We start from the raw sequence: 24,694 nt of genomic DNA on the forward strand, positions 1-24,694 counted from the left end.
GCCGCTCAGAAGGTCTGCCAGGTCGCCTCGGTGACCTGGCAGGGCCCGCCCTGGTGCACCCGCAGCCGCCCGGCCGGCAGGTCGAGGCCGATCGTGGCGAGCGTCTCCCAGCGCTGGTTGAGCGGCTGCGTGAGGTCGGGGTGGGCGCAGACGGGCGCGCCCTCGGGGGCGTGGCTGAGCATGGCCAGCGCCCGCGCGTTCTGGTCGGCGCCGCTCAGCCCCTCGACGTGGGCCTCCAGGTGGCGGAAGCGGTCGTAGGTGCCGGGCCGCTCGGTGGCGTGCCGCTCCCCCGCCGCCAGGCCGGCGTCGAGGAAGTGGTTGCAGTGCAGCAGGACGCCGTCGGGGCCCGGTGGGATGGCCGCCACCCCGGCCGGGGAGATCTCGATCGAGGCCGCCTGGTGCTCGGTGACGACGGTGATGACGGTCGAGGCCGACACCCTGGCGGAGCGGGCGATGCCGGTCGCCTCCTCGACGGTGGCCGCCTCGTCGAGGATGCGGCGGGCGATGAGGTGCACCGGCACGCCCAGGTCGGCGGTGTCGGAGTCGTGGCGCAGGATGTTGAAGTGCACGCCGAGCCCGGCGTCGGTGACGCCGATCTTGGCCAGCGTGCCCGCCTCCGTGAACGTGCGCACCACGCGGCCCGAGTCGAGCTCGTACTCCCATAGCACCGGCGCGTCGCGCAGGTGGTCGTGCCAGTCCCACGTCTGCACCGTGCGCGGCGGGCCGTCCGGCGGCAGCACCACCGACGTCGAGCACTCGCCGTGCCCCACCATGTCGATCGCGGCCAGGATCTCGGTGCGGGCGTTGATCACCGCGACCTGCCACGGCTCCAGCCCCGCGCCCGCCGCGATGCCGGCGATCTCCTCGGCCTGCGCCGGCGCCCAGTCGCCGATGGCCTCCAGCGCCCGCTCGCCCCACGCGCGCACCTGCCCCGCGCCGGCCCCGGCGACCGCGAACAGGTCGGTGTAACCGGCCAGGTTCGCGGCGATCCGCCCGCGCAGGTGGGTGCCGAACTCCTTGCCACGGGCCCGCGGATCGGTCTGGCTGCTGGTGAACGTGGGAAAACTCATGACCTGCCCATCAACTCGGCGAGCCGCGGGTTGTCGGCGGCGGCGGAGGCGCGGACGCGGGCGTACCGCTCGGCGTCGATGTCCTGGCTCAGCTTGAACACGCTCTGCTGCGTACGAACACGCACGCGAAAGGCCACTACCCCGGGCAGCAGCGCGCGGAACCTCTCCCGCGAGGCGGGCGTCGGCTCCCACGACGGCGAGCGCAACGACTCCGCCGCCGCCACCGTCCGCTCCACCACCTCCAGGGCGTCGTCGATCAGCTCCACCCGGCCGGTCACGTGCACGGCCGCGTAGTCCCAGGTCGGGACGGCCGGGTCGGTGCCGTACACCGTCGGCGAGACGTACCCGTGCGGCCCGGAGAACACGACGAGCACGTCGGGTGACGACTCGAAGGAGCGCCACTGCGGGTTGGCCCGCGCCATGTGCCCGACCAGCGTGCCCTCCTCGCCCGGCAGGACGGGGGCGTGCGTGGCCACGGGCACGCCGTCCACGGTGCTGACGACCAGGGCGAACGGGTTGCGCCTGATCAGCTCGGCCTCCTGGGCGGGGTCCTGTGCCGCGTACCGCGGGGCTGTCCACATGCCGCTACTCCGCCGCGCTCAGGATCGCGTCCCACGCGACCTCGGAGGCCAGCGTGCCCAGGCCGGTCGGCTTGACGCCGCTCAGCTCGACCTCGTCGGTCGTCATCGCGAACATCGTGTCGCCGTCCGTCAGCGTGTGGAACGGCTGGATGCCCCGGTGCATCGAGCTGTGCACCTGGCGGCCCACCTGCAGCAGCTCGACGTCCGACAGCTTCACGTTCGTGACCATGACGGTCAGCGTCGTGTTGCCCATCACGGCCGGGGCCTCGCTCAGCTCGGCGTAGTCGGCGCTCGGGTGGCGGCGCTCGCCCAGCTCCGGATGGTAGTTGCCGCGCACGACCCGGCCCTGCCGGTCGACCACCGCGCCCACCGCGTTCACCACGGTCGCCACCAGCACCTTGACCTCCCCGAACGTGCCGAAAGCGGCGCCCTGCCCGGCGAACTCGGCCCGGCCGAAGTCCACCTTGCCCGCGCTCGCCGTGCGGCCCGCGCCGCACCGGCCCACCGGGAACTCGCCCTCCCTGGCCCACCGCAGCGCGGCCCGGCCCAGCTCGGCGTCCGGGTAGACGGCGGTGTCGCGGCAGGAGAAGTCGTAGATGACCGCGCCCGACACCAGCTGCAGCTCGTCCCACTTGGTGACGTTGTTCCGGCGCGACAGCAGCTCGTCGCTCACGCCCGCCGCCGCGGCCAGCCCGTACACCGAGCCGCCCGCCAGGCAGATCGCGTGGTTGAAGTCGTAGCCGCCGCTCATGCCGACCGCGCCGCCGCGCGCGTCCACGGCCGTGCGGGCACCTTTCGGCAGGTGGATCACGGTGCAGCCGGTGGGGCCCTCGCCGTACTCGGCGGTGCCGACGAGCACGCCGGGCAGGTCGAACGCGACCGAGCCGCGCCCCGGGCTCGGCTGCGGGGTCAGCGGCAGGTCCGCGTTGCGCGGGACGCCCGGCGCGAACGCCGACGGTGTGGCGAGCCGATGGGTCACAGTGCCTCCAGCAGTTGCTTCGAGTACTCGTGGGAAGGGCCGGCGTAGAAGGTGCGGGTGTCGGCGGTCTCGACCACCTCGCCCCGGCGCATGACGGCGATCCGGTCGGCGACGTAGCGGACCGCGCCGAGGTCGTGGGAGATGAACAGGGCGCCGAAGCCGTACTCCGCCTGCAAGTCCTTGATCAGGTTGAGGATCTGCACCTGCACGGAGACGTCCAGCGCGCTGACCGCCTCGTCGAAGACGATGAAGGCGGGCCTGGTGACCAGGGCGCGGGCGATGGAGACGCGCTGCCGCTGGCCGCCGGACAGCTCGTGCGGGTAGCGGTCGGCGAAGTCCGCGCCCAGGCCGACGTGCTCCAGCATCTCGGTGACGGCGGTCCGGTCCGTGCGGCCCAGCACGTCCAGGGGCTCGGCGACGCTCGCGCCGACGCGCATGCGCGGGTTCAGCGACCAGTGCGGGTGCTGGAGCACGGCCTGCATGCGGCCGGCCAGCTCGCGGCGGCGCTTCGGGAACGGGCGGCCGTCGAACCTGACCGTGCCCGACGTGGGGCGGCGCAGGCCGAGCGCGACGTGGCTGGTCGTCGTCTTGCCCGAGCCGGACTCGCCGACCAGGCCCAGCGTCTCGCCCTCGGCGACCTGGAGCGTGACGTGCCGCATGGCGTCGAGGTGGATGCGGCGCAGCGGCGGGCCGGCGGCGAAGGTGACGGTGACGTCGTCGAGTTCGAGGATCACGCGGTCACCTCCGTCGTGTTCGGCGCGGGCTCGATCGGCGCGGGCTCGATCGGCGCGGGCTCGATCGGCGCGGGCTCGATCGGCGCGGGCTCGATCGGCGCGGTCAGGCGGTCCTCCAGCTCGATCGCTTTGTGGCACAGCACGTCCTGCTCCCTGACGCGGACCGGGGCCGGGCGCTCGTGCGCGCAGCGGTCCTCCGCGAACGCGCAGCGCGGCGCGAAGGCGCAGCCCGGGGACGGGCCCGTGAGCACGGGCGGGCGGCCCGGCACCGGCTCCAGGCGCACCCCGTGGGCCGCGGCGGCGGGCGCGGACCTGGCCAGCGCCGCCGTGTAGGGGTGGGCGGGGTGGCCGAGCACCTGGGCGGCGGGCCCCGACTCGACCACGCGCCCGCCGTACATGACCGCCACCCGGTCGCAGCGGCGGGCCACGGCGGGCAGGTCGTGGCTGAGCCACAGGATGCTGGTGCCCGCCTCGGCGGCCAGCGTGAAGATCACGTCCGACACCTCCTCGCGAACCTGGCTGTCCAGCGCGGCGGTCGGCTCGTCGGCGACCAGCAGGTCCGGCGAGGTGGCCATGGCCATCGCGATCGCCACCCGCTGCGCCATGCCGCCGGAGAGCTGGTGCGGGTACGCGCGCAGCACCCGCGGATCGTCGAGCCGGACCCGGCCCAGGTGGAAGCGCACGTCGCCGCCGCGCCCGAGCACCAGGCGGAGCTGGTCGCCGACGCGCATGGTCGGGTCGAGCGAGCCGATCGGGTCCTGGAAGACGAACCCGAGGTGCTTCCTGCGCAGGTGCCGCAGCCTGGCGGCGGGCAGGTCGAAGACCGGCTCCCCCGCCACCAGCACCTCCCCCTCGGTGCGCCGGGCGGCGCGCGGCAGCAGCCGGCCCACGGCGGAGCCGAGCGTGGACTTGCCCGACCCGCTCTCGCCGACCACCCCGACGCTCTCGCCCTGTGCCACCTCCAGGCCGGCGCCGTCGAGCGCGCGCGTGCGGGCGTAGTCGATCACCAGGTTCCGTACGGAGAGCAGGCTCATGTCAGTGACCTCGTCTCTCGGGGTTCGAGCCGGTCGCGCAGCCCGTCGCCGACCACGTTGATCGCCAGGATCGCGGCCACGAGCACGACGCCGGGGCCGAGGATCAGCCAGGGCGCGGCGATCATGTACGTGCCGCCCTGCTGGATGAGCACCCCGAGCGAGGCCTGCGGCGGCTGCACCCCGAAGCCGAGGAAGCTCAGCCCGCCCTCGACGGCGATGCCGACCGACAGCGCGTACGTGCCCTGGACGGCGATCGTGCCGGCCACGTTCGGCAGCACGTGCCGCACGAGCACGCGCGGCAGCCGGGCCCCGCTGATGACGGCGGAGGTGACGTAGTCGCGCTGCGCGACGGCCACGGCGGCGGCCCGCACGAGCCGGGTCATCAGCGGGATCGTCACCAGCACGATGCTGGCCAGCGCCGCCGTCTGCCCGGGGCCGAGCACGGCCGCGACCAGGATGGCCAGCACGATGGCGGGAAAGGAGTAGAGCACTTCCACCAGGCGCATCACCAGCTCGTTCAGGTAACCGCCACGGTATCCGGCGAGGATGCCGAACGCCGCGCTCAGCACCGCCGTGACCAGCACGGCGATCGACGACAGCAGCAGGGTCGTGCCGACGCCCTCCATGACGCGGGGCAGCACCGAGCGGCCCAGGTTGTCGGTGCCGAGCCACCAGCCGGGGCCCGGCGGTTGCAAGCGCGGGCCGACGATCGCGTCCGGGTCTCCCCGGCGCCGACGAGCGAGCCCAGCGCGAACAGCACCAGCACGGCCAGGCAGGCGAGCCCGCCGATGGACAACCGATCGAGCCTTCTCATGCCCGCCTCCCCGCCATGACGCCCAGCCGGGGGTCGATGGCCCCGACGAGCAGGTCGATCAGCACGTTCATGACGATGAACACCCCCGCCGCCAGCAGCACCCCGGCCTGCACCACCGCGTAGTCGCGGCGGCCGACGGCCTGCACGATGTAGGAGCCGACGCCCGGCAGGTTGAACACGTGCTCCACGATCAGCGCGCCGCCCAGCAGGTACGCGGTCGTCGTCCCGATGAGCGTGACCACGGGGGTGGCGGCGTTGCGCAGGATGTGGTGCCTGACGATGGACCACGGCGACTCGCCGCGCCCGACGGCGGCCGTCACGTACGGCTCGACCAGCACGCCCATGACGGCGTCGCGGGTGGTCCTGGCGGTCACCGAGATGGAGAAGACCGACAGGACGGCGGCGGGCAGGATCATCGTGGCCAGGTTCGCGGCGGGGTCCCGGGTGAGCGGCACCCAGGAGCCGACCTGGAGGCCGAGCGCGTACCGGGAGAAGACGAACACGACCAGGCTGCCCAGCACGAACTCGGGCACGCTGACGCCGAGCCCGCTGAGCAGCCGGCCGGCCGCGCCGCCGCCGGTCGGGCGGGCCCGCACAGCGGTGAGCACGCCCAGCGGCACCCCGAGCAGCACGCTCGCGGCCACCGCCAGCACGGTCAGCTCGGCCGTGATCGGCAGGCGGGCCAGCAGCTCCGCGCCGACCGGCTGGCGGCTGATCATGGAGAAGCCGAAGTCGCCGCCGGCGACGGCGGCCAGCCAGTGCCCGTATTGCACGAAGACCGGCTGGTCGAGCCCGTAGCGGGCGGCCAGCTCCGCCTTCTGCTCGGGGGTGGCGAACGGCCCGAGCACCGTCTCGGCGAAGCCGCCCGGCATCAGGCGGACGGCGGCGAAGATCAGCACGGAGACGCCCAGGAGCGTGGCGGCCGAGCTGAGCGCCCGGCCGGACCACCACATCAGCAGCCGCATGGCTATCGCGACTTCTTCACGCGGGCGTCGGCGACCAGGCGCAGCACGTTGCCGTAGCCCTCGGTGGCGTACAGGCTCGGGCTGAGCTGGTCGGCCCGGTAGGCGACCGTGGCCGGGCGGGTCACCAGCGGGATCATCTGGGCGTCCGCGTCGGCCTTGGCGCACACCTGGGCCAGCGCCTCGTCCCTGCCCTCCGCCTGCTTGTTGGCCGCGTCGATGAGCGTGCTCAGCTCCTTGTCCGGCTTCATGAAGCCGGCGTTGAAGCCGGCCGTCTCCGGGTTCCACCACTTGGTGACCATGCCGGGGTCGGCGTAGCCGGCGAACCACGACAGGGCGGCGTCGAACTCGGCGGGCGCCTTGCCGTACACCTTGCCGGACCAGCTCGCCTCGTCCATTTGCTCGATCTTGACGGTGATGCCGGCCTGCTGCAGGTTCTGCTGGATGACCTGGGCGACGGCGGGGGCGGGCTCGGTGTTGAAGATGGTCAGTGTGAACGACAGGCCCTCGGCGCCCGCCTCGGCCAGCAGCTTCTTGGCCTCCTCCACGCTCTTCGCGGCCGATGGGAGCGTGGCCGGGTCGCACGAGCCCGGCAGGCCGGCCGGGGTGATCGCGGTCGGCTTCCCCTTGCCGCCGAGCGCGATGTCGGCGATCTGCTGGGCGTCCAGCGCGATATTGATGGCCTGGCGCACCTTGGGGTCGGCGAGCTTCGAGCCCGGCTTCAGGCTGTTGAGCATCAGGTAGTAGAAGTCCGTGGTCGCCTGGGTGACGACCTTGACGTCCTTCGCGCCGGCCAGCATCGACGCCGAGTCCACGTTGCCCAGCGTGGCCAGGGCGGCGCCGCCGTTCTGCAGGGCCGCGATGCGGGCGGCCTCCTCGGGGGCGATCGTGATGTTCAGCGTGTCGGCGGCCGGCTTGCCCTGGTTCCAGTACGTGTCGTTGCGCTTGAACGTCCACGACACGTCCTGGCGGTGATTGTCCACCACGTACGGGCCGGTGCCCAGCAGCGTCGTGGCCGGGTCCACCGACTTGTCGCCGATCTCCTTCATCGGCAGGATCGCGGCCGGCACGTTGGCCAGGGCCGCGAGGAACGGCGTGTACGGCTCCTTCAGCGTCACCTTGACCCGGTCGTCGCCGTCCTTCACGATCTCGTCCACCGGCCCGAGCTGGCCCGCCCACACGCCCTTCGAGGCCAGCAACCGCTTGAGGCTGCCCACGACGTCGTCGGCCGTCATCTTCCTGCCGTTGGAGAAGGCCACCCCCTTGCGCAGGTGGAAGACGTACGTGCGGTCGTCGGGGGTGTCCCACTTCTCGGCGAGCAGCGGCTGGACGCTGAAGTCGGGGCCCACCGTGACCAGCGTCTCGTACGACAGCGACAGCAGCTGCCAGGTCGTGGCCACGTCGGCGAGCTGCGGGTCGTAGCCGGTGGCGGCGCCGCTGTCGATGTGCACCTGGAGGTTGAGCGTGCCGCCCGGGGCGAGCGCCTGGTCGGCGACGGCCAGGAAGCCGGGGGCGGCCGTCTCCTGGGCGGCGGCTTGCGGGGTGGTGGTCGTTCCGGTGGCGGCGCAGGCCGAAGCCAGCAGGGCTGCCGCGACACCGCAGGCCAGGCGCGGGTAACGCATGGGCCTCGTCTCCTCTTAGTGGCAGGATGAGCGTCCGGAGGCGCTCGGCGGGACGTCGAGCGTGGGGTTGCGGTCGAAGAAGCCGACCGGCTTGAGAACGAACCCGCAGGTGTCGACCGGCATGATCGGCCAGTCCTCGGTGCGGGGGAAGTGCGTCAGGCCGAACGTGTGCCACAGCACGATGTCCTGCCCGTCGATGTCGCGGTCGGCCCTGGTGTAGGCGGGCAGGCCCGCGCCGCCGGGATGCTGGTTCACCAGGTCGCCGGCGGGATAGCGCTCCGCGGGGTGGTAGCGGGTGACCCACAGGTGCCGGGTCGCGAACTCGGCCCTGCGGTGGATGCTGGACCCCTCGGCGGCCATCAGCGTCGGCTTGCCCTCGGGGAACAGCGCGTAGCCGACCGGGCCGCCGAGGCGGTTGCGCACGCCGGGGTTGACGACGTGCCAGGTGCGCTCCGCCTTCAGGTCGGCGTCGCGCCCGGCCTCCCGCTCGGTACGCAGCCGGGTCGCCGCGCGGCCGAACGCGTTGCCGTGCTCGCTGTCCAGCCGCCTGGCCTCGACCTCGTCCACGGCGTTGGCCACGCCGTCCACGGTCATGTCGAGCCGGGCGCTGAACAGGTGCTGGTGGTACGGCGCCGCCAGGCCCGGCGCCACCTCCGAGGCGTACGGGGCGGCCCGGTCGTCGTAGGCGCCGGTGAAGACGATGCCGGTCGCCTTGACCTCCAGCTCGATCGTGCCGTCGAGGTAGAGGTACCAGTAGAAGCCGTAGTCGTAGTTGCCGACAGTGACGAAGAACGAGATGACCAGGCGGCGCTGCCTGCGCGTCTCCCGGGAGCCGTTGGCCGGGTCGGTGTGCTTCCACAGCACCCCGTAGTCCTCCTCGTGCATGCAGATCGCGTTCTTGATCACCTTTGGCACGCCGGCGCCATCGGTGACGACGACGTCGAAGTAGGTGATCTCGCCGAGGCAGTCGCAGCCGAGCTCCAGGGAGTTGGCGAGCTTGCCGAGCTGGTACTCGCCGGTGTCGAAGTAGTTCTGCCAGAAGCGGATCGGGCTCGGGTCGCCGTACGGGACCACCATCTCGGCCACCGACGCCCGGTAGACGATCGGCCGGATGCGGCCGCCGTCCTCGAACCCGATGCGGTGCAGCGTCAGGCCCTCGCGCATGTCGTAGCCGAGGCGCAGGCTCCACTTCTCCCACGTGACCAGCGGGCCGTCGACCGTGAAGCTGGGGCCCTCCGGCTGGGTGATGTGGATGGGCTTCTGCGTGGTGCGGTGCTCGACGTTCGTGTAGTCGCCGCTCTCCTGCGGGATCGGCTGGGGGCCGGTGTCGACGATCTCCAGCACCTCGCCCTTGACCAGGTCCACGTACGCGACCAGGCCGTCCACGGGGTGCGCCCACGGAAGGCTCTCCGGGGTCGGCATCAGGTGCGCCAGCACCCTGGCGACCCGCCGGCCCTCCTCCTTCGGCAACGCGAAGTGGCCGGCGCTGAGCGCGGCCAGGTAAACGCTCGCCGGGTCGTCGATCCCCCTTCTCGCCAGGGCCTTCGCCCAGCCGGGGTCCTCGCGCAGCACCTTGCGGACGAGGGCGTGCTCCTCGTCCAGCATCGGCACCTGGCCGTCGGTCAGCGGGTCGATCGGCCCCGTGGCCGCCACCCGGCCTTCGCTGATCGACACGACCACGTCCTGCGCGGCCTCGGTGGCCAGGTCCAGCAGGAGCGCGCGGGCCTGGCGGGCCGGGCGGGCGGCGCCGTCCTCGTACGCCAGCACCTCACCCTTCGGCGGCTCCTCCAGCCCGAGGTAGGCCACCCGGACCGTCTCCGTCAGCAGGCCCTCGGTCATGAGAACCCGTCTGACCTCGTCGATCTCCTGTGCGGCGAGCGGGTCGAGAGGGTGGGGACACTTTCCGGCGGACAGGTGCAACGTTCGGCCCCTTTCTGCTGCCGGAACGTTCCGGCAAGTTTCGCGATAACCTAACCGCGTCCGCCGGAGGGCACAAGACCTGGAGCCCAGCCGAAACACATCGTTTACGGGACGCGCGGCGCGGAAGGGGCGCGGACGGGCCGCTAGGAGCAGGGCGCGCGCGGAAGGGCGCGGACGGGGCGCTAGGAGCAGGGCGCGGGAAGGGCGCGGACGGGCCGCCACGAGCAGGGCGCGCGGAAGGGCCGCGGGCGGGGCGCTACGAGCAGGGCGCGGAAGGGGGCGCGCATGGGCCGCCACGAGCAGGGCGCGGAAGGGGCGCGGATGGGTCGCTACGATCAGGGCGTGCACGCAGACGAGCCGGTCACGATCCTCACCGTCGCCCGCGAGGCGGGGGTCTCCAAGACGACCGCCTCCGACGCGTTGCGCGGCTCAGGACGCGTCTCCGAACGCACCCGCGAGACCGTCGTCGCGGTCGCCGAACGGCTCGGCTACGTGCCCAACGGCTCGGCCCGCCACCTGCGCAAGGCCAGCACCGGCACGATCGGGCTGCACGTGCCCGAGGTGCTGACCCGCTCCTCGTACTACATGTCGTTCGTGTTCGGCGTGGTCGAGCAGGCCGCCCGGCACGACTACGACGTCACCCTGATCACCTCGGGCCAGCGCCGCGCCCGCCCGCCCCGCGTGGACGGCCTCGTCCTCGGCGACCCGCTCGGCGGAGACCCCGTCGTGGAGAGCCTGATGGCCACCGGGCTGCCGACCGTCTCGTGCGAGCGTTTCCCCGGCTCCCGGCAGGCGGACGGCGTCGTATGGTCCGAACACGCGCTCATGCTCACCCGCCTCCTCGACCACCTGCTCGCGACGGGGGCGAGACGGCCGGGGCTCATCGTGGCGGGCGACGAGAGCGACTGGGCGGCCAGCGTGCACCGGGGATACCAGGAGTGGTGCGCCGGGCGGGGGGTCGCGCCGCTGGTGAGCAGGGTCTCGTTCGACGCGACCGGCGACGAGGTCCGCGCCGCCGCCCGCGCCCTCCTCGGAAGGGGCCACGGCGCGCCCGGGACCGGCGGCGGCACGCCCGGGACCGGAGGCGGCGCGCTCGCGACGGGCGGCGGCGCGCTCGCGCGGAACGATGACACGCCCCGGACCGGCGGCGCGGAGGTGCCGATGGACGCGCTCGTGTGCGCTCCCGCCGGGGCGGCGACCGAGGTGGCGCCGCTGCTGCGGGAGGCCGGCGGCAGGGTGCGGCTCGCTTCCTGCGTCGACAGCGCCGCCACGCGCCAGGCCGACCCGCCCATCACCGCGATCGACCTGCGGCCGCGCGAGGCGGGGGCGAGCTGTGCAGAGCTGCTGTTCGAGCTGCTGTCGGGCACGGCACAGCCGGGCACGGAGCGCGTCCACCCGATCGAGCTGCAGATCCGCGCCTCCACCGCACCCCGCCCGTAGAACCGCCCGTAGAACCGCCCGTAGAACCGCCCGCAGCAGCCCGGCGGGTCAGGCGAGCGTCGCGGCGATCTGGTCGGCGGCGGTCGCCAGCCAGTCGGGCCGGGCGTTGCCCAGCAGGTGGTCGCCGTGCGGAATGCGCAGGTACCGGCCGTGGGGCGCCAGCCGGGCCAGCGCCGCGCCGTCGGTCACGCCCGGGATGACGTCCTGGCCGCCGTCCACCACGAGCAGCGGGCAGGTGATCGCCGGGGCGAGCGCGGACAGGTCCACCCGGCCCGCGAAGCGGCGGGCCGCGTCCTCGCCACCGGCGCGGCTGACGAGCAGGTCCCGCACGGGTTGGGGCAGCTCGTCCCAGTCCAGCCGGAAGGGGCCGCTGACGGTGACCGCGGTGACGACGCGGGGCTCCTTCGCGGCGCTCTCGGCGACGTAGTAGCCGCCGAGGCTGAGCCCGACGAGCCCCACGCGCCGGGCCCCGAGGGCGTCGGCGACCTGGCCGATGACGTGGTGGTAGTCGGCGCGGATCGTGGTCGTGGCCGCGAGCACGCCCTGGCCCGGCCCGTCCATGGTGAACACGGTCAGGCCCCTGCGCAGCAGCTCGTCCGTCACGGCGTGGAACTCCTCCTTGCTCGAATCGAGCCCGGGCACCACCACGACCACCGCCCCGCCACCGTCCGGCCCTCCCGGCCCGCCGGCGCGATCCGGCCTCCGCAACCAGCCGGCGAAGCCCGGCCCTTCGACGCGGCGCGCTCGCGGGTCCAGGAGCTCCAGCGCGCGGCCCATGGCGGCGTCGGCCTCGGCGGCGGCGAGCGCGCTCTCCTCGCCCGGCCCCAGCGTGGCGAAGTGGAACCAGCGGGCGGCCGTCATGAAGTGCCCGCCCGCCGAGATCGCCGTGGCGGCCTCGCCGGCCCGCGCCAGATGCCCGCGCGCGACCCGCATGAAGGTCTCGCCCCATCGGCCCAGGTCGGTCAGCTCGCCGGTGACGCGCAGGTACTCGTGCACGTCCAGCCCGGCTCCCGTCGCGCGCGACAGGTTCGCGGCAGCGAAGGCGGCGGCAGCGGACGCGGCGGCCGAGGTGGTGGCGGAGGTGGTGGCGTTCATCGTGATGCTCCGATCGTCAGGACGGCCTTGCCGCGGATCCGGCGTTCACGCAGGTCGGCGAGCACGTCGGCGGTCCGGCTCCAGTCCTCGGTGCGGCCGATCTCGGGGTGCAGCCGCCCATCGGCCACCAGGCGCAGCAGGGTCTCCAGGTCGCGCCGGTAGGGGGCGCCCGCGTAGTGGAAGTGCCTGATCACGCCGTTCTCCGGCCCGGCGAACAGGTCGAAGAAGTTCAGGGTCACCGGTGTGCGGCTGACCTGGCCGAACCAGATCAGCGTCCCGCCGGGGACCAGCCGGGCCAGCGCGGCCGGCAGGGCGGCGCCGCCCGTGGATTCCAGCACCACGTCGAACGGCCCGCCCGCGTCGGCGGCGTCGCGGACGACCGCCGTGGCGCCCAGCTCGCGCAGGCGCGCGCCGCGCTCCTCCGTGGCGGTCACCGCCGTCACCTCGGCCCCGGCCGCCGCGGCCAGCTCGGTCAGGTAGTGGCCTACCCCGCCGGAGGCGCCGGTCAGCAGGATGCGCAGGCCGGCCACCACGCCGGCCGCGCGCAGCAGCCGGAGCGCGGTGATCCCGGCCAGCGGCAGGGCGGCCGCCTGGACGGCGGTGACCTCGCGGGGCAGGACGGCGACCGAATGGGTGGGCACGGTCGCGTACTCGGCCCACCCGGCCATGGGCGGGTGACCGACGACGCGGGCGCCGACGGGCGGGCCCGAGCCGTCCGCGGCGGCCTGCACGACGAGCCCGGCCACGTCCTTGCCCGGTCTGAGCCCGGGTCGCGGCGCTTCCAGCAGGAACGTCTCCCCGCGGTTGGGCGAGAACGCCTCGACCTTGATCAGCACTTCGTCCGGCGCGGGCACGGGCTGGGCGTCCTGCGCGAACTCGACCAGCCGGGCCGGATCCCCTGTGGGCAACAATCTCCGCATGCGGCCATGGAACCGGCATCCGGCCCGCTTCCTCCAACAACGGTCGATCCAGCGCGACAACCATCGGTTGTCGCCTATGGTGACAGGCGTGGACCTCGACCTGGCGCAGGTGCGCGCGTTCGTCCTGGCGGCGGAAGAGCTGCACTTCGGCCACGCGGCTGAGGAACTGTCGATCTCGCAGCAGGCGCTGTCCAAGCGGATCGCCCGCCTGGAGTCCGTCCTCGGCAGGCGGCTGCTCGACCGCGGCGGCCAGGGGGTGCGCCTCACCGAGGCCGGGCGGCGTTTCCTGGAGCCGGCCCGGCAGGCGCTGGCCGCCGCCGACCGGGCCGTGGCGGCCGTCCTCGGCACGCACCGGCCGTTGCGGATCGACGTCTGGGGCCACCTGTACGCGCCGATGCGCACGCTCGCGCTGGTGGCCGGCGGCGAACCGCGGCCCGAGCTCGGCCACGGGCGCGACCTGCCCTCGGTGAGCACCGCGCTGCTGCGCGGCGACATCGACGCCGCTTTCGGCCGCGTCCACGCCCCGCTGCCCGCCGGCCTGCGGTATCGCCTCGTCCGGCTGGAGCCGGTGGACGCGGTCCTCAGCGCGGGCCATCCGCTCGCGCGCGCGGCGGCGATCCGGCCGGCGCAGTTGCGCGACAGCCTGCTGTGGGCGCCCGGGCCGCTGCACCGGCTCGACTTCCTGCACCGCTTCGCCGACTCCTTCGGCATCGGTGCCCGCGCCGAGGGCGCCAACCTGGGGCTGGAGCACTTCCTGGCCGATCTGGCGGCGGACCCGCGCCGCTTCAGCCTGCTGCCCGCCGACGTGCCCCTGCCCGCCGGTCCGGCTGTCAGGACGGTCCCGCTGGTGGAGCCCACTCCCCTGTACGCGTGGTCGCTGCTCTGGCGCTCCGGCGCCGACCATCCGCTGCTGGACACCCTGATCGGCGCGTTCGTCCGGGAGGCCGAGCGCAGCCGGTGGCTCGAATACGATCCGGCCCGCGACTGGCTGCCCGAGAGCGACCCCGCCGGCCGGCTCAGGTCAGGGCCGGCTCCACCGACCGGGGGCGGCCCTTCACCCACCTGACGGAGCCCGGCCTGCGGGCCTCGCCGCGGATCCTGCTCACCGCGAACGCGGAGGTCACCTCCTTGATGACGGCACCGGCGCGCCCGCCGACGTAGACGTTCACGGCGGTGTCGTCCTTGCGGGCGAGCTGCCGGATGCCCGCGTGCCGGCCCAGGCTGGCGCACGCCCCCGTGAAGCGCACGTTGATCGGCTCGGGTTCCGTTCCGGCGATGCGGCTCAGGATCGTGCGGGCGGCCAGGGCGCCGAGCGGGCCGGCGGCGTAGCAGCTCATCCGCAGCGGCCGGCCCGACGGGGCGGCGCAGTCGCCCGCCGCGACGATGCGGTCGTCGTCGAGGCTGGTCAGCGTCTCGTCGGTGAGCAGCCGGCCGAGCCCGTCGGTACGCAGGCCGCTCTCGGCGGCGAGCCGGGGCACGCCGAAGCCGGCCGCCCAGATGGTCACGGCGCTCGGGCGTTCGGTGCCGTCGGCGAGGACGACCGCGTCCGGGGTGACGGCGCTCACCTCGGCGCCCTCGATCACGGTGACGCCGTGCCGGGCCAGCCAGCGGGCGGCGTACCGGCGGCCGCCCGTGCTGAGGTACGGCGCCAGGGTCCGGCCGCACACCAGCGTGACGGCGCGCCCCCGCTCGGCCAGCTCGGCGGCCGTCTCGATGCCGGTCAGCCCGCCGCCGACCACGGTGATCCGGGCGTCGTGGGGCAGCTCGGCCAGCCTGGTACGTAGCCGCCGCGCCGGCTCGTACGCGGAGATGTCGAACGCCAGCCCGGACGCGCCCGGCACCTGCGGCGGCGGGGCGCCGGTGCTGCCGACCGCGTAGATGACGTAGTCGTAACCCAGCGCGCGGCCCGACTCCAGCCGCACCTCGCGGGCGGCGGTGTCGATGCGGGCGGCGCCGTCCACGACCAGCTCGATGCCGTCGCCGAGCAGCGTGCCGTAGTCGATCGCGGCTTCGCCGGTGCCGGCCACGTACTGGTGCAGCCGGATGCGGTCCACGAACCGCGGGCGGGCGTTGACGAGGGTGATGGCGAGGTCGTCGCGCAGGCGCAGGTGGTTGGCGGCGAGCGTGCCCGCGTAACCGCCCCCGATGACGACGACCTTGTGCAGTGCGGGCATGGTGCGGATTCCCTTCCTCGGTGGTCAGCCGGTGGCCAGCCGGGTGGTCAGTCGGGTGGTCAGCCGGTGGTCACGGCGTCTTGAGTACGCGGCTGAGGTGGAGGAGGCTCAGTCCGAACATGAGCACGCCCAGCGGCACGTGCAGCGTCGTCACGTGCGCGATGCCCAGCGCGACCTGCGCCGACGTGGCCGCCAGGAACCCGGCCGCCTGGAGGACGGGCCGGGGCGAGCCGCCGCCCGGCCGCCACGCCAGGACGGCGGCGGCCACGTGCACCACGGCCACCACGAAGATCGTGTAGGCCGCCGCGCTGTGCAGGACGTGCCCGTTGGGCGTGGTCAGCAGCAGCCCGGCGGTCACGGGGGCGGCGAAGACGGCAAGGGTCTGCAGGGCGATCACGGCACGCAGGAACGTGAGGTTGTTGCCCCGCTTGGTCGTCGTCGGTGCGGACATGGTGTGCTCTCCTCATGGTCGGTCAGTACGTCCGACAACACAGCCGCCGGGAATGTGAGGCGGGGGCGGCCTCACAGCTCGCCGTGCTGTCCGGTCGAATGGGAGAGGCCCGACACGAATGAGGGAGTCAGCACCACGATGGGCAGCACCCGACCCGACCCCGCCCTGGCCGTGATCATGAGCGAGCGGCGGCACCTGATCAACCTCGGCTACCGGCTGCTGGGCTCGCTCGCCGACGCCGAGGACGTCGTCCAGGAGACCTACGCCCGCTGGTACGCCATGTCACGGGAGGAGCAGGACGCCATCGAGTCGCCGGGCGCCTGGCTGACGAAGGTCGCCGGCCGCCTCTGCCTGAACGTGCTGTCGTCGGCGCGGGTCCGGCGGGAGACGTACGTGGGCGAGTGGATCCCCGAGCCGCTGCCCGACCTGCCCGAGGGGCCGAACGGCGACCCGGCCGACCGGGTCACCCTCGACGAGTCGGTCAACATGGCCTTCCTCGTCGTCCTGGAGTCGATGACCCCGGCCGAGCGGGTGGCGTTCATCCTGCACGACGTCTTCCGCTACCCGTTCGCCGAGGTGGCCGAGATCGTCGGGCGCAGCCCGGCGGCCTGCCGGCAGCTCGCCACCTCGGCCCGCCGCCGCATCCGCGACGCGCAGGCCCCGACGTCCGGGCAGGCCCGGCAGGCGGGCATCGTCAGGGACTTCAAGCAGGCGTGGGAGGCCAAGGACATCAACGCCCTCGTCGCGCTCCTCGACCCCGGCGCCACCATCACCGCCGACGGCGGCGGCATGGTCAGCACCCTGATCAAGCCGGTGGAGGGGGTGGAGCAGATCGTACGCGGGCTGACCAGGTTCACGCAGGTGCTGCAGGACGTGACGATCCTGGAGCGCACGGTCAACGGCCGGCCGGGGCTGATCGTCCAGCGCGGGGGCGTCACGGTGACGGTGTGCGCGTTCGAGATCGCCGATGATCGCATCAAGCACATCTGGGCCGTCCGCAACCCCGACAAGCTCCGCCTGTGGACCACGCTCTGAGGGGAACGGCCCTGCCGGGCGGGGATGGCCGAACGGCCTACGACATGAACGCATGCTCATATAGACAGGAAGCGCTGCTTACGCGATGAATCTTTCTGAACCAGGGAGATCGTCCCGTCGTCCCAGAATGTCATCGCCTTGTTGCTGTACAGCCCGTCCAGCTGGCTGCAAATAACGTACTGATAAGGACGGTATCCGCCCAGATGCTCTGTATCCACCCTCCAGAGCTGGCCTCGGTCGCCGGTGTTGCACTCACCGCGGGCGAACGGCTTGGACAGGTAGACCTTGGAGCCGTTGGTGTCGAGGCACATGTTCACGTACGTGTTGCGGAACGTGCTTCGGCCGAGGTCGTGTTCCCACTGGGCGCTCCTCAGGTCACATGAGTCCTGTACCGGGGTGGTGCTGAGATTCGCCACCAGACATTTGCCCGAGTGGACACTTTTCAGCCTGACGATCTCTTTGACCGACTCATCCGAGGAAGTCCCGGCTTGCGCGGGTGCGGTGAGAGCGAGCGAACCGAGTGCCACCGGGAGCGCGACAAGCGCACGAAGAGCCCAGCCAGACCTCTCGAACATCGATGTCCTTCCTTTCGTCGAAATCCGCGTCGAACAACGTTCGGCCTTCGATCCGTTCGACATTCCAGCCCTCGCATCAGCAGGCCACAGGCAGCGGCCACGACGGCGAGCCGTTCTCGGCCGCGGCTCACCATGACGCTGAAAGCGGGACGGAGTGATACTCGGCGAAAGGACTGTCCATGCGCCGCTCCACTTATTGACCAAGTTCTGCGGCCGGCATCCCGCGGACGCCCCGTGCGGTGACCGTGCCGATCGCCGCGGGTGCTCGGCCGGGGTCGGCACCGGCCGCCGGCCCCGTTTGCGAGGCCGTGCCCGCGAAGGCATCACGTGATCGTCCAGATAGACATGGAGTGCGGCCAGAAGGGCGTCCAAGTCTGTCTTCACACCGACCATGGACGCCCTTCGTCACCGAATGTCAGATCGGCGATCTAGCTGAAGTTGACGTCGCTGCAGAAGTAGTAGGTCTGGTCCATGTGCGAGGCCTTCCAGACCGTGAACACGATGTGGCGGCCGGTGCGCGAGCCCTTGCTGATGCCGGTGATCGGGTACGTGCCGGCGGGCGCGTACTTGGGCGTCGTGCGGACCAGTTCCAGGTGGTTCCAGCCGAGCGGGGTGGTCGTGGCGTCGTACCCCTGGCGGGTGATGTAGACGAGGATGTAGTCGGCGCCGTGGTAGGCCTGGTCGGTGAGGCGGATGTCGAACGTGCTGCCGAGGTTGGTCGTCTTCCAGGCGCCGGGGGTGTCCATGGAGCGGTAGCGGCCGTCCTGGGTGCGGCCGGCGCTGCAGAGCTGGCCGTTGGGGATGACGCCCTGGTGGTTGCCGGCGACGCCGTCACGGTAGAGGCCGTTCCAGTTCCACATGGCGTTCGGGTTGTCCTGCCATGCCTGCCAGCACATGGGGTCCAACTGGGCCATGGTGGGGTTCTGGAAGTCGCTGCCCCAGCGCAGCCAGCAGCCGTAGTTACGGGAGGCCGGGTCGACGACCGAGCCGTGCGCCGAGGCGGTGCCGGTGAGCGGGACGGTGAAGATCATCGCCAGGGCCATCAGCAGGATCAGGGCGCGCTTCGCCCGGCGGGATGGTGCTCGTTGGGGCATGTGCGGTCTCCGTGTTTCCGGTCGGGGGTTCCGGTGGTGAGGAGCGCTCCCGGTGGGGGACGGTATCTGACCGCGCGTGCCAGGCCAAGTGAGGGCGGGTGTCAGTGGGTGGCGGGCGGGCTGGGCGGCCGGGCTGAACAGCGGAAAGGGCTTTCCGGAGATGGGTCAGAGAGTTGAAAGTTTCAACCCGATCGCTCCGCCCGGCATCTCGATCGGACCTGGACCCCGGCTCTGCCGGCCCCCTCCTGCTGGGAGTGCCGGGGTCCAGGAGCTTCATTCCCGCCGGTCCGCAGGGGCCTGCGCGGCCAGTGACGTGTAGACGGTCACCTCGTCGGGGCGCACCAGGCCGTCCTGGATGGCGCAGATGAGCAGTTTCTCTTTGGTGGGCGCGGGTCTTCCGGCCGCCGCGTATTTGACCCGCGCCCGGTCTATGTACTGCCGCACCGTCCGTTCCTTGATGCCCATGCGGGCCGCCACGGACGCCTTGGACATGGACTGGAACCAGTACAGCAGCGCCGCCCGTTCCTTGTCGGACAGCTGGGGCCGGTGGGGGCCCTCGTCGGTGGCGATGGCCTGGGCCATCGGCGGAGTGACGGTGGGGCGGTCGGCGGCCACCTCCAGGATGGTCTCCAGGCACGACTCGCGGGTGGCGCGGCCCTTGCCGATGAAGGCGGAGGCGCCGGCGTCGAGGACCCTGCGCACGATCTCGGGCTCCTCGTGCTCGGAGAAGACGATGACGCGCTGGCCGCCGGCGCACAGCTCGGCGACCCGGTCCACGACCATGGTGCCGTTGAGGTTGAGGTCGAGCAGCAGGACGTCGGCGGCGGTGCCGCGGACGGACTCGATGGTGGGGCCCTGCGCGACGAGCTCCACGGGTGTGGGCGGCGCGAACCACGACCGTACGCCGTCCACCACCACCTGATGGTCCTCCACGAGGGCGACCGTCACGACGGGCCCTGCCAGATGCTGTTGACCCATACCTCACCTCCCAGCCGCTGATAGCTGACGACGACCCCGCTGGCCTCGTGGACGGGGGTGGGGCTGATGGGCAGGTCGTCGTTGTCGGCCACCACCGCCACGCTCACCATGGTGGACATGGCGGACACGGTGACCCTGGCGCGGGTTCTGGCGCCGTCGAGGGCGCGGACGGGGGCCCGGAGCAGGTCCTCGCGCACGCCGTCCGGCAGGGCGGGCAGGTGCTCGCCGAACGGCGGGGCCGTGACGAGGACCTGGCGGCGTTCGGCGGCGTCGATGCGCTCGCGCAGCACGGAGACCAGCTCGTCGGGGACGTCCTCGCGCTCGGTGATGAGCCGCCGCAGCCGCATGGCGCCGGCGGTGCAGTCCTCGCGGACGCGCGGGTCGCCGGGGTCGGCGCCGTCGGCGAGCTGGGTGAGCAGGGATTCGGCGACGTCGCGGATGGCCTCGTAGCGGCGCAGCCGGTCGGCGTGGATGCGCTGGGCGGACTCGCGCCAGGCGTCGTCGGCGGCGAGCTTGCGGGCCAGCAGCACGGTCTCCTCGGCGCGGGTGCGCAGCAGGTGGCAGCCGGCCATGTAGCCGAGCTGCATGGTGACGCCGCCGGCGATGACGACGAGGTACTTGGCGATGGAGACGCGGTCGAGGGCGCCCGCGACGGCCATGGCGGCCAGCATGATGCCGGCGTTCGCGGACAGGAAGGCGATGATCTCGGTACGCCAGCGCGGCCGCCCCCACGTCAGCATGACGCCGATCCAACCGATGGAGCCCCAGCCCCAGTCGCTGATGCCGAGCAGCTCCTCGGGGCGGGAGGCGACGATGACGGCGACGTCCACGGCGAGGGTGGCGAGGGCGAGCTCCAGGATGCGGCCGGGGCCGCGGGAGGTTCGGGACAGGGTGAGCGCGCCGACGGCGAAGATCGCGGAGTAGAGCACCCAGGCGGCGAGGGCGACCCAGGGCCAGCGGAAGGAGCTCCAGCCGGTGAGGGTGACGGTGAGGTCGTAGCCGAGGTGCCAGACGCCGGCGATGACGACGGCGCCGAGCGCGGTGTAGCGGGCGTAGCGGCGGGCGACCTGCTCGATCTCTTCGGTCATGGCCGCCACCACAGGCTCACGCGGGTGCCCCGGTCGCCGGAGGAGATCCGGGCGCCGCCGTTCGGCAGGGTGCGCATCGTGTCGAGGATGGAGCCGCGCACGCCGAACCGGTCGGGCGGCAGGCGGTGCTGGTCGAAGCCGCGGCCCGCGTCGGCGACCTCGACCACGATCTCGCCGTCGCGCCGGGAGGAGACGAGCTCGGCCTCGCGGACGCCGGCGTGCAGGGCGACGTTCGCCAGGGCCTCGGTGACGGCGCGCGCGAAGCGCTCGGCGACCTCGCCGGGGACGGTCTCGGGGGTGAGGCGGCGGTGCACGTCGAGGCCGGTGGCCCGCCCGGCCACCTGGTCGAGCAGCGCGTCGAGGGCGATGGGCACGGAGCCGGCGTGCGGCTGGTCGCGCAGCTTCTCCAGCGCCGCCAGGTCGGTGGCCACCTGGTCGCGCAGGGTGGGGGACGGCTCGTCGTACGTGCCCAGGCCGACCATGGTGAGCGTGTGCAGCGAGGTCTCGTGGATGCTGCCGACCTGGCGCAGCTCGTCCTCGCGGCGCAGCCGTTCGACCATGAGGGAGATGTCGGCGCGGACGCTCTGCCGCAGGAAGGCGTCGGCGGAGGCGGCCGAGCGCCGCAGCAGCGTCATGAGCAGCACGATCGCGAGGAGCTGCACCAGGTGGATCCCGAGGGAGCCGTACACGTCGTGGGTCGGCGAGGCCAGCCGCACGCCGGCCGCGAACGCCGCGGCCAGGACGAGGCCGGCGGGGATCGCCACGATGGGTCGCCAGGTCACGCCGGCCATGACGACGGTCATCGTGACCAGCCCGTGCACCCAGCTCGACCCCGTGACGAGCGCCTCCGTGGGGACGAGGTGGACCTGCGCGAGGCAGAGCCCGACGGTGATGGCCACATCACCGGCCACCAGCCAGTACGGCAGCAGGTCCGCGCGCCAGAAGACGCGGACGTACAGGAGCGTCCAGGCGAGGTGGACCAGCAGCATGGGCGCCAGCCACGCGAGGGAGACCGGCGGGACCGCGCCGAACAGCGCGGCGACGACCGCCACCGAGCCCACCGCGCTGCGCGCCCCGGCTCCTGTCCGCGCGACGGCCTTGGTGAGCTGCCTGGTGGCCGAGTCGTATCTCGTGGAGCCGGTGAGAGCCATGAGCCGTCCGCACGCGATATGGGCACCGAACGGATCTCACGATAATGGTTGAAAGTCCACACGAAAGGGTTTCTCCCGCGTATTTCGTGGTTTGTATGGTGACGCGTGGCGTCGTGGGCCTCATTGTCGTTTTCCTCGGCTCTGCTGCGGTGGTCCCGCCCCATCCGAACCCTGTCTCGCGGCCCGCCCCGCGGCATGACGGTCGATCGGCCGTCAGAGCGCTACGACGGCCGATCGGCCGTCAGCCGCGTCCCTTCACAAGAGCGTGTACTAGGACGCGATGTGCCGCGGAGATCGCGGCGGGAGGGGACCTCATGACAGCGTTCGTGATCACGGTCCTGCTGGGCTGCCTGTCCGTGATGACGGTCAGGGGCCGGCAGGGGAACTGGCCGGCCGGGATGCCGGTGGCCCGGCCGCGGCTGGTCGCGGTGGGGGGCACGTACGAGGGCGGGCTGGGGCGCCCGTCGGACGCGTACGTCGTCCAGGAGCGGTTGATCGCGGCGGCCAGGGGCGTGGGCGGCGGGGAGGCCGCCCACGCGGCCGCCGCGCTGACCCTCGGCGCGGTCATCGCGGCCCGGCCGCAGTACGGCGAGGAGGGGCTGGACGAGTGCGCGCAGGCGGCGCACCGGGCGGTGCGGACCGCGGCCCTGCGCGACCCGGCCGTGCCCGATCTGGTCGCCACCCTGGACCTGGTGGTGCTGGAGCGGGCGGAGAGCCCGCGGCTGCGGTTCGCGCACGTGGGCGACGGCGAGATCTGGCACTGCCCGAGGGGCGCGGAGCCGCGCCGGCTGACGACGCCGCACGTGGTCGGCGAGGGCCCGCCGGTACGCGGGGTGGGGCTGCCGCCGGCGCTGAACCCGGAGCTCGGCACGGTGACGCTGCGCCCCGGCGACCGCGTGGCGATCGTCACCGACGGGGCCGTCAGGGCGCTCGGCGCGGCGCGGGTGAAGGAGCTGCTGGCCGGGGGCGCGTCCCCGGCGGCGTGCCTGGACCGCATGTACGACGAGATGGCCGCGACGGAGCCGAAGAGCGACGCCACGGTGATCATCGCCGAATTCGTGACCGCGTGACAGTCGCCTGACTTAAGATCGCGGTGTGAGCGCACCGCACGGCATCAACCCGAACATCCCGCACTCCGCCCGGGTCTACGACTACTGGCTCGGCGGCAAGGACAACTTCGAGGCCGATCGCCGGGTGGCCGAGCAGACCATGGCCGCGGTGCCGGGCGTCCGCGAGAGCGCCAGGAACAACCGCGCCTTCCTCGGCCGGGCGGTGCGCCACCTGGCCGGCCTCGGCGTGCGGCAGTTCCTCGACCTGGGCACCGGCATCCCCAGCCAGGGCAACACCCACGAGGTGGCGCAGGCGGTGGCGCCCGAGTCGCGGGTCGTCTACGTCGACAACGACCCGATCGTCATGGCCCACGCCAGGGCACTGCTGACCAGCACGCCCGAGGGCCGCACGGCCTACATCGAGGCCGACGTGCGCGAGCCGCAGTCGATCCTGGAGCACCCCGACGTGCTGGCCACCCTCGACTTCACCCAGCCGATCGCGCTGGTCATGGTCGCCATCCTCATGCACATCCCCGACGAGGACGACCCGGAGCGGCTGGTCAAGACGTACGCGCAGGCTCTGCCGTCCGGCAGCTACCTGGTGCTCAGCCACCTGACGCTCGACCTCGTGCCCCCGCAGGTCGCGGCCGACTACCTGGAGGCGACCCGGCCGCAGGCGATGCACCGCACGCCGCGCACCGGCGAGCGGATCTCCCGCTACTTCGACGGCTTCGACCTGGTGGAGCCGGGCCTGGTGGCCGTGTCGAAGTGGCGCGACGAGCCGCTCTTCCCCGACGAGGCGGCCTGGATGTACGCCGGGGTGGGCCACAAGCGCTAGCCCGAACCTGAGGACGTTCACAGGTGGCGCCGCGCTGCCTGCGGCGATGCCGTTTAAGGTTCAGGCTGTGCATCAGTTCGGGGACGACAGGACGGCGGCGTGAGCACGACGGCCGGCATCGAACGCGCCGAGACCGGGAAGCGGACGAAGCAGAAGAGAAGGCGCAGGCGCTGGTTCTCCTGGACGGTCGCCGTGCTGCTGGCGGTGTGGGCGGTCGTCCGGGTGGGCGGCTGGGAGCAGGGCTCGTTCCCCACGCAGCTCATGACCGTGACGCCGTGGGGCGCGGGGCTGGCGGCGCTGACCGCGGTCGTGGCGCTGCTGCGGCGCAACCGGTGGGCGGCGCTCGTGGCCGCGCTCGCGTGCGTGACGATGGCCGCGGTGGTGGCGCCGCGCGCGTTCCCCGCCGAGCAGCCCCCGGCGAGCGGGCCCGCGCTGCGGGTGCTGGCGGTCAACCTGTTCGGCCGCGGTGACGCCCGGACCGTCGTCGACTTCGTCCGCCGCAACGACGTCGAGGTGTTCAGCGCCCTGGAGCTGACCCACGCCGAGGCCGCGCAGCTCGACGCGGCCGGGCTGAAGCAGCTCATGCCGTACCGGGTGCTGCAGCCGGAGGTCGACGTGACCGGCAGCGGCATCTACTCCAAGCATCCGCTGACCGAGCTGCCCGGCCTGTTCACGCCGATCGGGCACAACATGCCAGCCGCGTCCGTGACGCTGCCCGGCGGCGCCAAGGTCGAGGTGGTGGCCGTGCACCCCAACCCGCCGCTGGGCCGCAAGGAGGCCGAGTGGAACGCCGCCCTGCGCGCCCTCCCCTCCCCCTCGCCCTCCGTCGTGCGGGTGCTGGCGGGCGACTTCAACGCCAGCCTCGACCACCGCGCCTTCCGCGACCTGCTGGGACGCGGATACGTGGACGCGGCCGAGCAGGCGGGCGAGGGCCTGACGCCCACCTGGCCGAACTTCCGGCCGATCCCGCCGATCATCTCCATCGACCACATCGTGGCCGACCCCCGGGTGGCGGTGCGCCGGGTGGACTTCCTGGACGTGCCCAGGACCGACCACCGCGGCATCTTCGCCGAGCTGCGGCTGCCCTGAC

General features: G+C 73.0%; 24 protein-coding genes and 1 pseudogene. 6 read left to right on the forward strand and 19 right to left on the reverse strand.

Annotation, left to right across the window (positions count from 1 at the left end):
• Positions 1-5: 5 nt before the first annotated feature.
• The 9 genes from KIS93_RS46050 to KIS93_RS46090 form a co-directional block, all read right to left on the reverse strand.
• A complete protein-coding gene (locus KIS93_RS46050) occupies positions 6-1,070 on the reverse strand; it encodes a C45 family autoproteolytic acyltransferase/hydrolase (protein ID WP_080041613.1) in 1,065 nt (354 codons plus the stop codon).
• Positions 1,067-1,651: an FMN-binding negative transcriptional regulator gene (locus KIS93_RS46055; RefSeq protein WP_080041614.1), complete on the reverse strand. Its 585-nt coding sequence runs from the start codon at positions 1,649-1,651 to the stop codon at positions 1,067-1,069. The genes KIS93_RS46050 and KIS93_RS46055 overlap by 4 nt, the downstream gene beginning before the upstream one ends.
• A 4-nt stretch (positions 1,652-1,655) precedes the next feature.
• Complete coding sequence (locus KIS93_RS46060; protein WP_080041616.1) at positions 1,656-2,630, reverse strand: P1 family peptidase; 975 nt, start codon at positions 2,628-2,630, stop codon at positions 1,656-1,658.
• Entirely contained in the window at positions 2,627-3,364 is a 738-nt protein-coding gene (locus KIS93_RS46065) for an ABC transporter ATP-binding protein (RefSeq protein ID WP_230465460.1), read from the reverse strand. Before KIS93_RS46065 ends, KIS93_RS46060 begins: the two co-directional genes overlap by 4 nt.
• Positions 3,361-4,398, reverse strand: coding sequence for an ABC transporter ATP-binding protein (locus tag KIS93_RS46070; protein WP_080041617.1), 1,038 nt, complete (start codon positions 4,396-4,398; stop codon positions 3,361-3,363). The genes KIS93_RS46065 and KIS93_RS46070 overlap by 4 nt, the downstream gene beginning before the upstream one ends.
• Positions 4,395-5,093, reverse strand: a complete 699-nt coding sequence (locus tag KIS93_RS46075; RefSeq protein ID WP_222107892.1) for an ABC transporter permease — start codon at positions 5,091-5,093, stop codon at positions 4,395-4,397. The genes KIS93_RS46070 and KIS93_RS46075 overlap by 4 nt, the downstream gene beginning before the upstream one ends.
• A 115-nt stretch (positions 5,094-5,208) precedes the next feature.
• Complete coding sequence (locus KIS93_RS46080) at positions 5,209-6,177, reverse strand: ABC transporter permease (RefSeq protein ID WP_080041619.1); 969 nt, start codon at positions 6,175-6,177, stop codon at positions 5,209-5,211.
• A gap of 2 nt (positions 6,178-6,179) precedes the next feature.
• Positions 6,180-7,796, reverse strand: coding sequence for an ABC transporter substrate-binding protein (locus KIS93_RS46085; protein WP_080041620.1), 1,617 nt, complete (start codon positions 7,794-7,796; stop codon positions 6,180-6,182).
• Between the two features lie 15 nt (positions 7,797-7,811).
• Complete coding sequence (locus tag KIS93_RS46090; RefSeq protein ID WP_230465461.1) at positions 7,812-9,716, reverse strand: primary-amine oxidase; 1,905 nt, start codon at positions 9,714-9,716, stop codon at positions 7,812-7,814.
• A 342-nt stretch (positions 9,717-10,058) separates the two neighbouring features.
• Between KIS93_RS46090 and KIS93_RS46095 the strand changes: the two genes are divergently transcribed.
• A complete protein-coding gene (locus KIS93_RS46095; protein WP_222107893.1) occupies positions 10,059-11,156 on the forward strand; it encodes a LacI family DNA-binding transcriptional regulator in 1,098 nt (365 codons plus the stop codon).
• Positions 11,157-11,204: 48 nt separating this feature from the next.
• On the opposite strand, the gene KIS93_RS46100 is transcribed toward KIS93_RS46095, so the two are convergent.
• Both KIS93_RS46100 and KIS93_RS46105 read right to left on the reverse strand, forming a co-directional pair.
• Complete coding sequence (locus KIS93_RS46100; RefSeq protein WP_080041621.1) at positions 11,205-12,251, reverse strand: alpha/beta fold hydrolase; 1,047 nt, start codon at positions 12,249-12,251, stop codon at positions 11,205-11,207.
• Positions 12,248-13,171, reverse strand: coding sequence for a zinc-binding dehydrogenase (locus KIS93_RS46105; RefSeq protein WP_080041622.1), 924 nt, complete (start codon positions 13,169-13,171; stop codon positions 12,248-12,250). The genes KIS93_RS46100 and KIS93_RS46105 overlap by 4 nt, the downstream gene beginning before the upstream one ends.
• Positions 13,172-13,259: 88 nt before the next feature.
• On the opposite strand from KIS93_RS46105, the gene KIS93_RS46110 reads away from it, so the two are divergent.
• Positions 13,260-14,237 (forward strand): LysR family transcriptional regulator, encoded by a 978-nt coding sequence (locus tag KIS93_RS46110; RefSeq protein ID WP_080041623.1) that lies wholly within the window; start codon positions 13,260-13,262, stop codon positions 14,235-14,237.
• Here KIS93_RS46110 and KIS93_RS46115 read toward each other — a convergent pair.
• Together KIS93_RS46115 and KIS93_RS46120 are read right to left on the reverse strand one after the other, a co-directional pair.
• Entirely contained in the window at positions 14,188-15,345 is a 1,158-nt protein-coding gene (locus tag KIS93_RS46115) for an NAD(P)/FAD-dependent oxidoreductase (RefSeq protein WP_080041624.1), read from the reverse strand. The two genes, KIS93_RS46110 and KIS93_RS46115, sit on opposite strands and share 50 nt — an antisense overlap.
• A gap of 70 nt (positions 15,346-15,415) precedes the next feature.
• Positions 15,416-15,796 carry a hypothetical protein gene (locus KIS93_RS46120; RefSeq protein ID WP_080041625.1) on the reverse strand — a complete coding sequence of 127 codons (381 nt, stop codon included), beginning with the start codon at positions 15,794-15,796 and terminating at the stop codon, positions 15,416-15,418.
• A 138-nt stretch (positions 15,797-15,934) separates the two neighbouring features.
• On the opposite strand from KIS93_RS46120, the gene sigJ reads away from it, so the two are divergent.
• Positions 15,935-16,831: an RNA polymerase sigma factor SigJ gene (gene sigJ / locus KIS93_RS46125; RefSeq protein WP_080041626.1), complete on the forward strand. Its 897-nt coding sequence runs from the start codon at positions 15,935-15,937 to the stop codon at positions 16,829-16,831.
• Between the two features lie 56 nt (positions 16,832-16,887).
• Here sigJ and KIS93_RS46130 read toward each other — a convergent pair whose 3' ends face one another.
• From KIS93_RS46130 to KIS93_RS46150, 6 genes and pseudogenes are all read right to left on the reverse strand, one after another.
• Positions 16,888-17,406 (reverse strand): RICIN domain-containing protein, encoded by a 519-nt coding sequence (locus KIS93_RS46130; RefSeq protein ID WP_080041627.1) that lies wholly within the window; start codon positions 17,404-17,406, stop codon positions 16,888-16,890.
• 264 nt (positions 17,407-17,670) lie between these two features.
• Positions 17,671-17,790: pseudogene (locus tag KIS93_RS69295) on the reverse strand (IS982 family transposase); the annotation flags it as partial.
• A 44-nt stretch (positions 17,791-17,834) separates the two neighbouring features.
• Entirely contained in the window at positions 17,835-18,500 is a 666-nt protein-coding gene (locus KIS93_RS46135) for a lytic polysaccharide monooxygenase auxiliary activity family 9 protein (RefSeq protein ID WP_080041628.1), read from the reverse strand.
• A gap of 273 nt (positions 18,501-18,773) precedes the next feature.
• Entirely contained in the window at positions 18,774-19,478 is a 705-nt protein-coding gene (locus KIS93_RS46140; RefSeq protein ID WP_080041629.1) for a response regulator, read from the reverse strand.
• The gene (locus KIS93_RS46145; protein WP_155128290.1) at positions 19,445-20,566 is read right to left on the reverse strand and encodes a hypothetical protein; all 1,122 of its coding nucleotides are present in this window, start codon (positions 20,564-20,566) and stop codon (positions 19,445-19,447) included. The genes KIS93_RS46140 and KIS93_RS46145 overlap by 34 nt, the downstream gene beginning before the upstream one ends.
• Positions 20,563-21,717 carry a sensor histidine kinase gene (locus KIS93_RS46150; protein WP_080041631.1) on the reverse strand — a complete coding sequence of 385 codons (1,155 nt, stop codon included), beginning with the start codon at positions 21,715-21,717 and terminating at the stop codon, positions 20,563-20,565. Before KIS93_RS46150 ends, KIS93_RS46145 begins: the two co-directional genes overlap by 4 nt.
• Positions 21,718-22,031: 314 nt before the next feature.
• Here KIS93_RS46150 and KIS93_RS46155 point away from each other — a divergent pair, with 314 nt between their 5' ends.
• From KIS93_RS46155 to KIS93_RS46165, 3 genes are all read left to right on the forward strand, one after another.
• Entirely contained in the window at positions 22,032-22,787 is a 756-nt protein-coding gene (locus tag KIS93_RS46155) for a SpoIIE family protein phosphatase (protein WP_155128292.1), read from the forward strand.
• A 25-nt stretch (positions 22,788-22,812) separates the two neighbouring features.
• Positions 22,813-23,604, forward strand: coding sequence for an SAM-dependent methyltransferase (locus KIS93_RS46160; protein WP_080041633.1), 792 nt, complete (start codon positions 22,813-22,815; stop codon positions 23,602-23,604).
• 99 nt (positions 23,605-23,703) lie between these two features.
• Positions 23,704-24,693, forward strand: coding sequence for an endonuclease/exonuclease/phosphatase family protein (locus KIS93_RS46165; protein ID WP_080041634.1), 990 nt, complete (start codon positions 23,704-23,706; stop codon positions 24,691-24,693).
• Position 24,694: the final 1 nt, after the last annotated feature.

Source organism: [Actinomadura] parvosata subsp. kistnae (assembly GCF_900323885.1).
GTDB classification, from domain to species: domain Bacteria; phylum Actinomycetota; class Actinomycetes; order Streptosporangiales; family Streptosporangiaceae; genus Nonomuraea; species Nonomuraea composti.

Bases quoted from the DNA above. Each gene is read 5' to 3' on its own strand.
- sigJ (WP_080041626.1), top strand. From the start codon at position 15,935: ATGGGCAGCACCCGACCCGACCCCGCCCTGGCCGTGATCATGAGCGAG.
- KIS93_RS46050 (WP_080041613.1), bottom strand. From the start codon at position 1,070: ATGAGTTTTCCCACGTTCACCAGCAGCCAGACCGATCCGCGGGCCCGT.
- KIS93_RS46150 (WP_080041631.1), bottom strand. From the start codon at position 21,717: ATGGCTCTCACCGGCTCCACGAGATACGACTCGGCCACCAGGCAGCTC.
- KIS93_RS46130 (WP_080041627.1), bottom strand. From the start codon at position 17,406: ATGTTCGAGAGGTCTGGCTGGGCTCTTCGTGCGCTTGTCGCGCTCCCG.
- KIS93_RS46070 (WP_080041617.1), bottom strand. From the start codon at position 4,398: ATGAGCCTGCTCTCCGTACGGAACCTGGTGATCGACTACGCCCGCACG.
- KIS93_RS46085 (WP_080041620.1), bottom strand. From the start codon at position 7,796: ATGCGTTACCCGCGCCTGGCCTGCGGTGTCGCGGCAGCCCTGCTGGCT.
- KIS93_RS46080 (WP_080041619.1), bottom strand. From the start codon at position 6,177: ATGCGGCTGCTGATGTGGTGGTCCGGCCGGGCGCTCAGCTCGGCCGCC.
- KIS93_RS46115 (WP_080041624.1), bottom strand. From the start codon at position 15,345: ATGCCCGCACTGCACAAGGTCGTCGTCATCGGGGGCGGTTACGCGGGC.
- KIS93_RS46155 (WP_155128292.1), top strand. From the start codon at position 22,032: ATGACAGCGTTCGTGATCACGGTCCTGCTGGGCTGCCTGTCCGTGATG.
- KIS93_RS46055 (WP_080041614.1), bottom strand. From the start codon at position 1,651: ATGTGGACAGCCCCGCGGTACGCGGCACAGGACCCCGCCCAGGAGGCC.
- KIS93_RS46120 (WP_080041625.1), bottom strand. From the start codon at position 15,796: ATGTCCGCACCGACGACGACCAAGCGGGGCAACAACCTCACGTTCCTG.
- KIS93_RS46135 (WP_080041628.1), bottom strand. From the start codon at position 18,500: ATGCCCCAACGAGCACCATCCCGCCGGGCGAAGCGCGCCCTGATCCTG.
- KIS93_RS46140 (WP_080041629.1), bottom strand. From the start codon at position 19,478: ATGGGTCAACAGCATCTGGCAGGGCCCGTCGTGACGGTCGCCCTCGTG.
- KIS93_RS46145 (WP_155128290.1), bottom strand. From the start codon at position 20,566: ATGACCGAAGAGATCGAGCAGGTCGCCCGCCGCTACGCCCGCTACACC.
- KIS93_RS46100 (WP_080041621.1), bottom strand. From the start codon at position 12,251: ATGAACGCCACCACCTCCGCCACCACCTCGGCCGCCGCGTCCGCTGCC.
- KIS93_RS46105 (WP_080041622.1), bottom strand. From the start codon at position 13,171: ATGCGGAGATTGTTGCCCACAGGGGATCCGGCCCGGCTGGTCGAGTTC.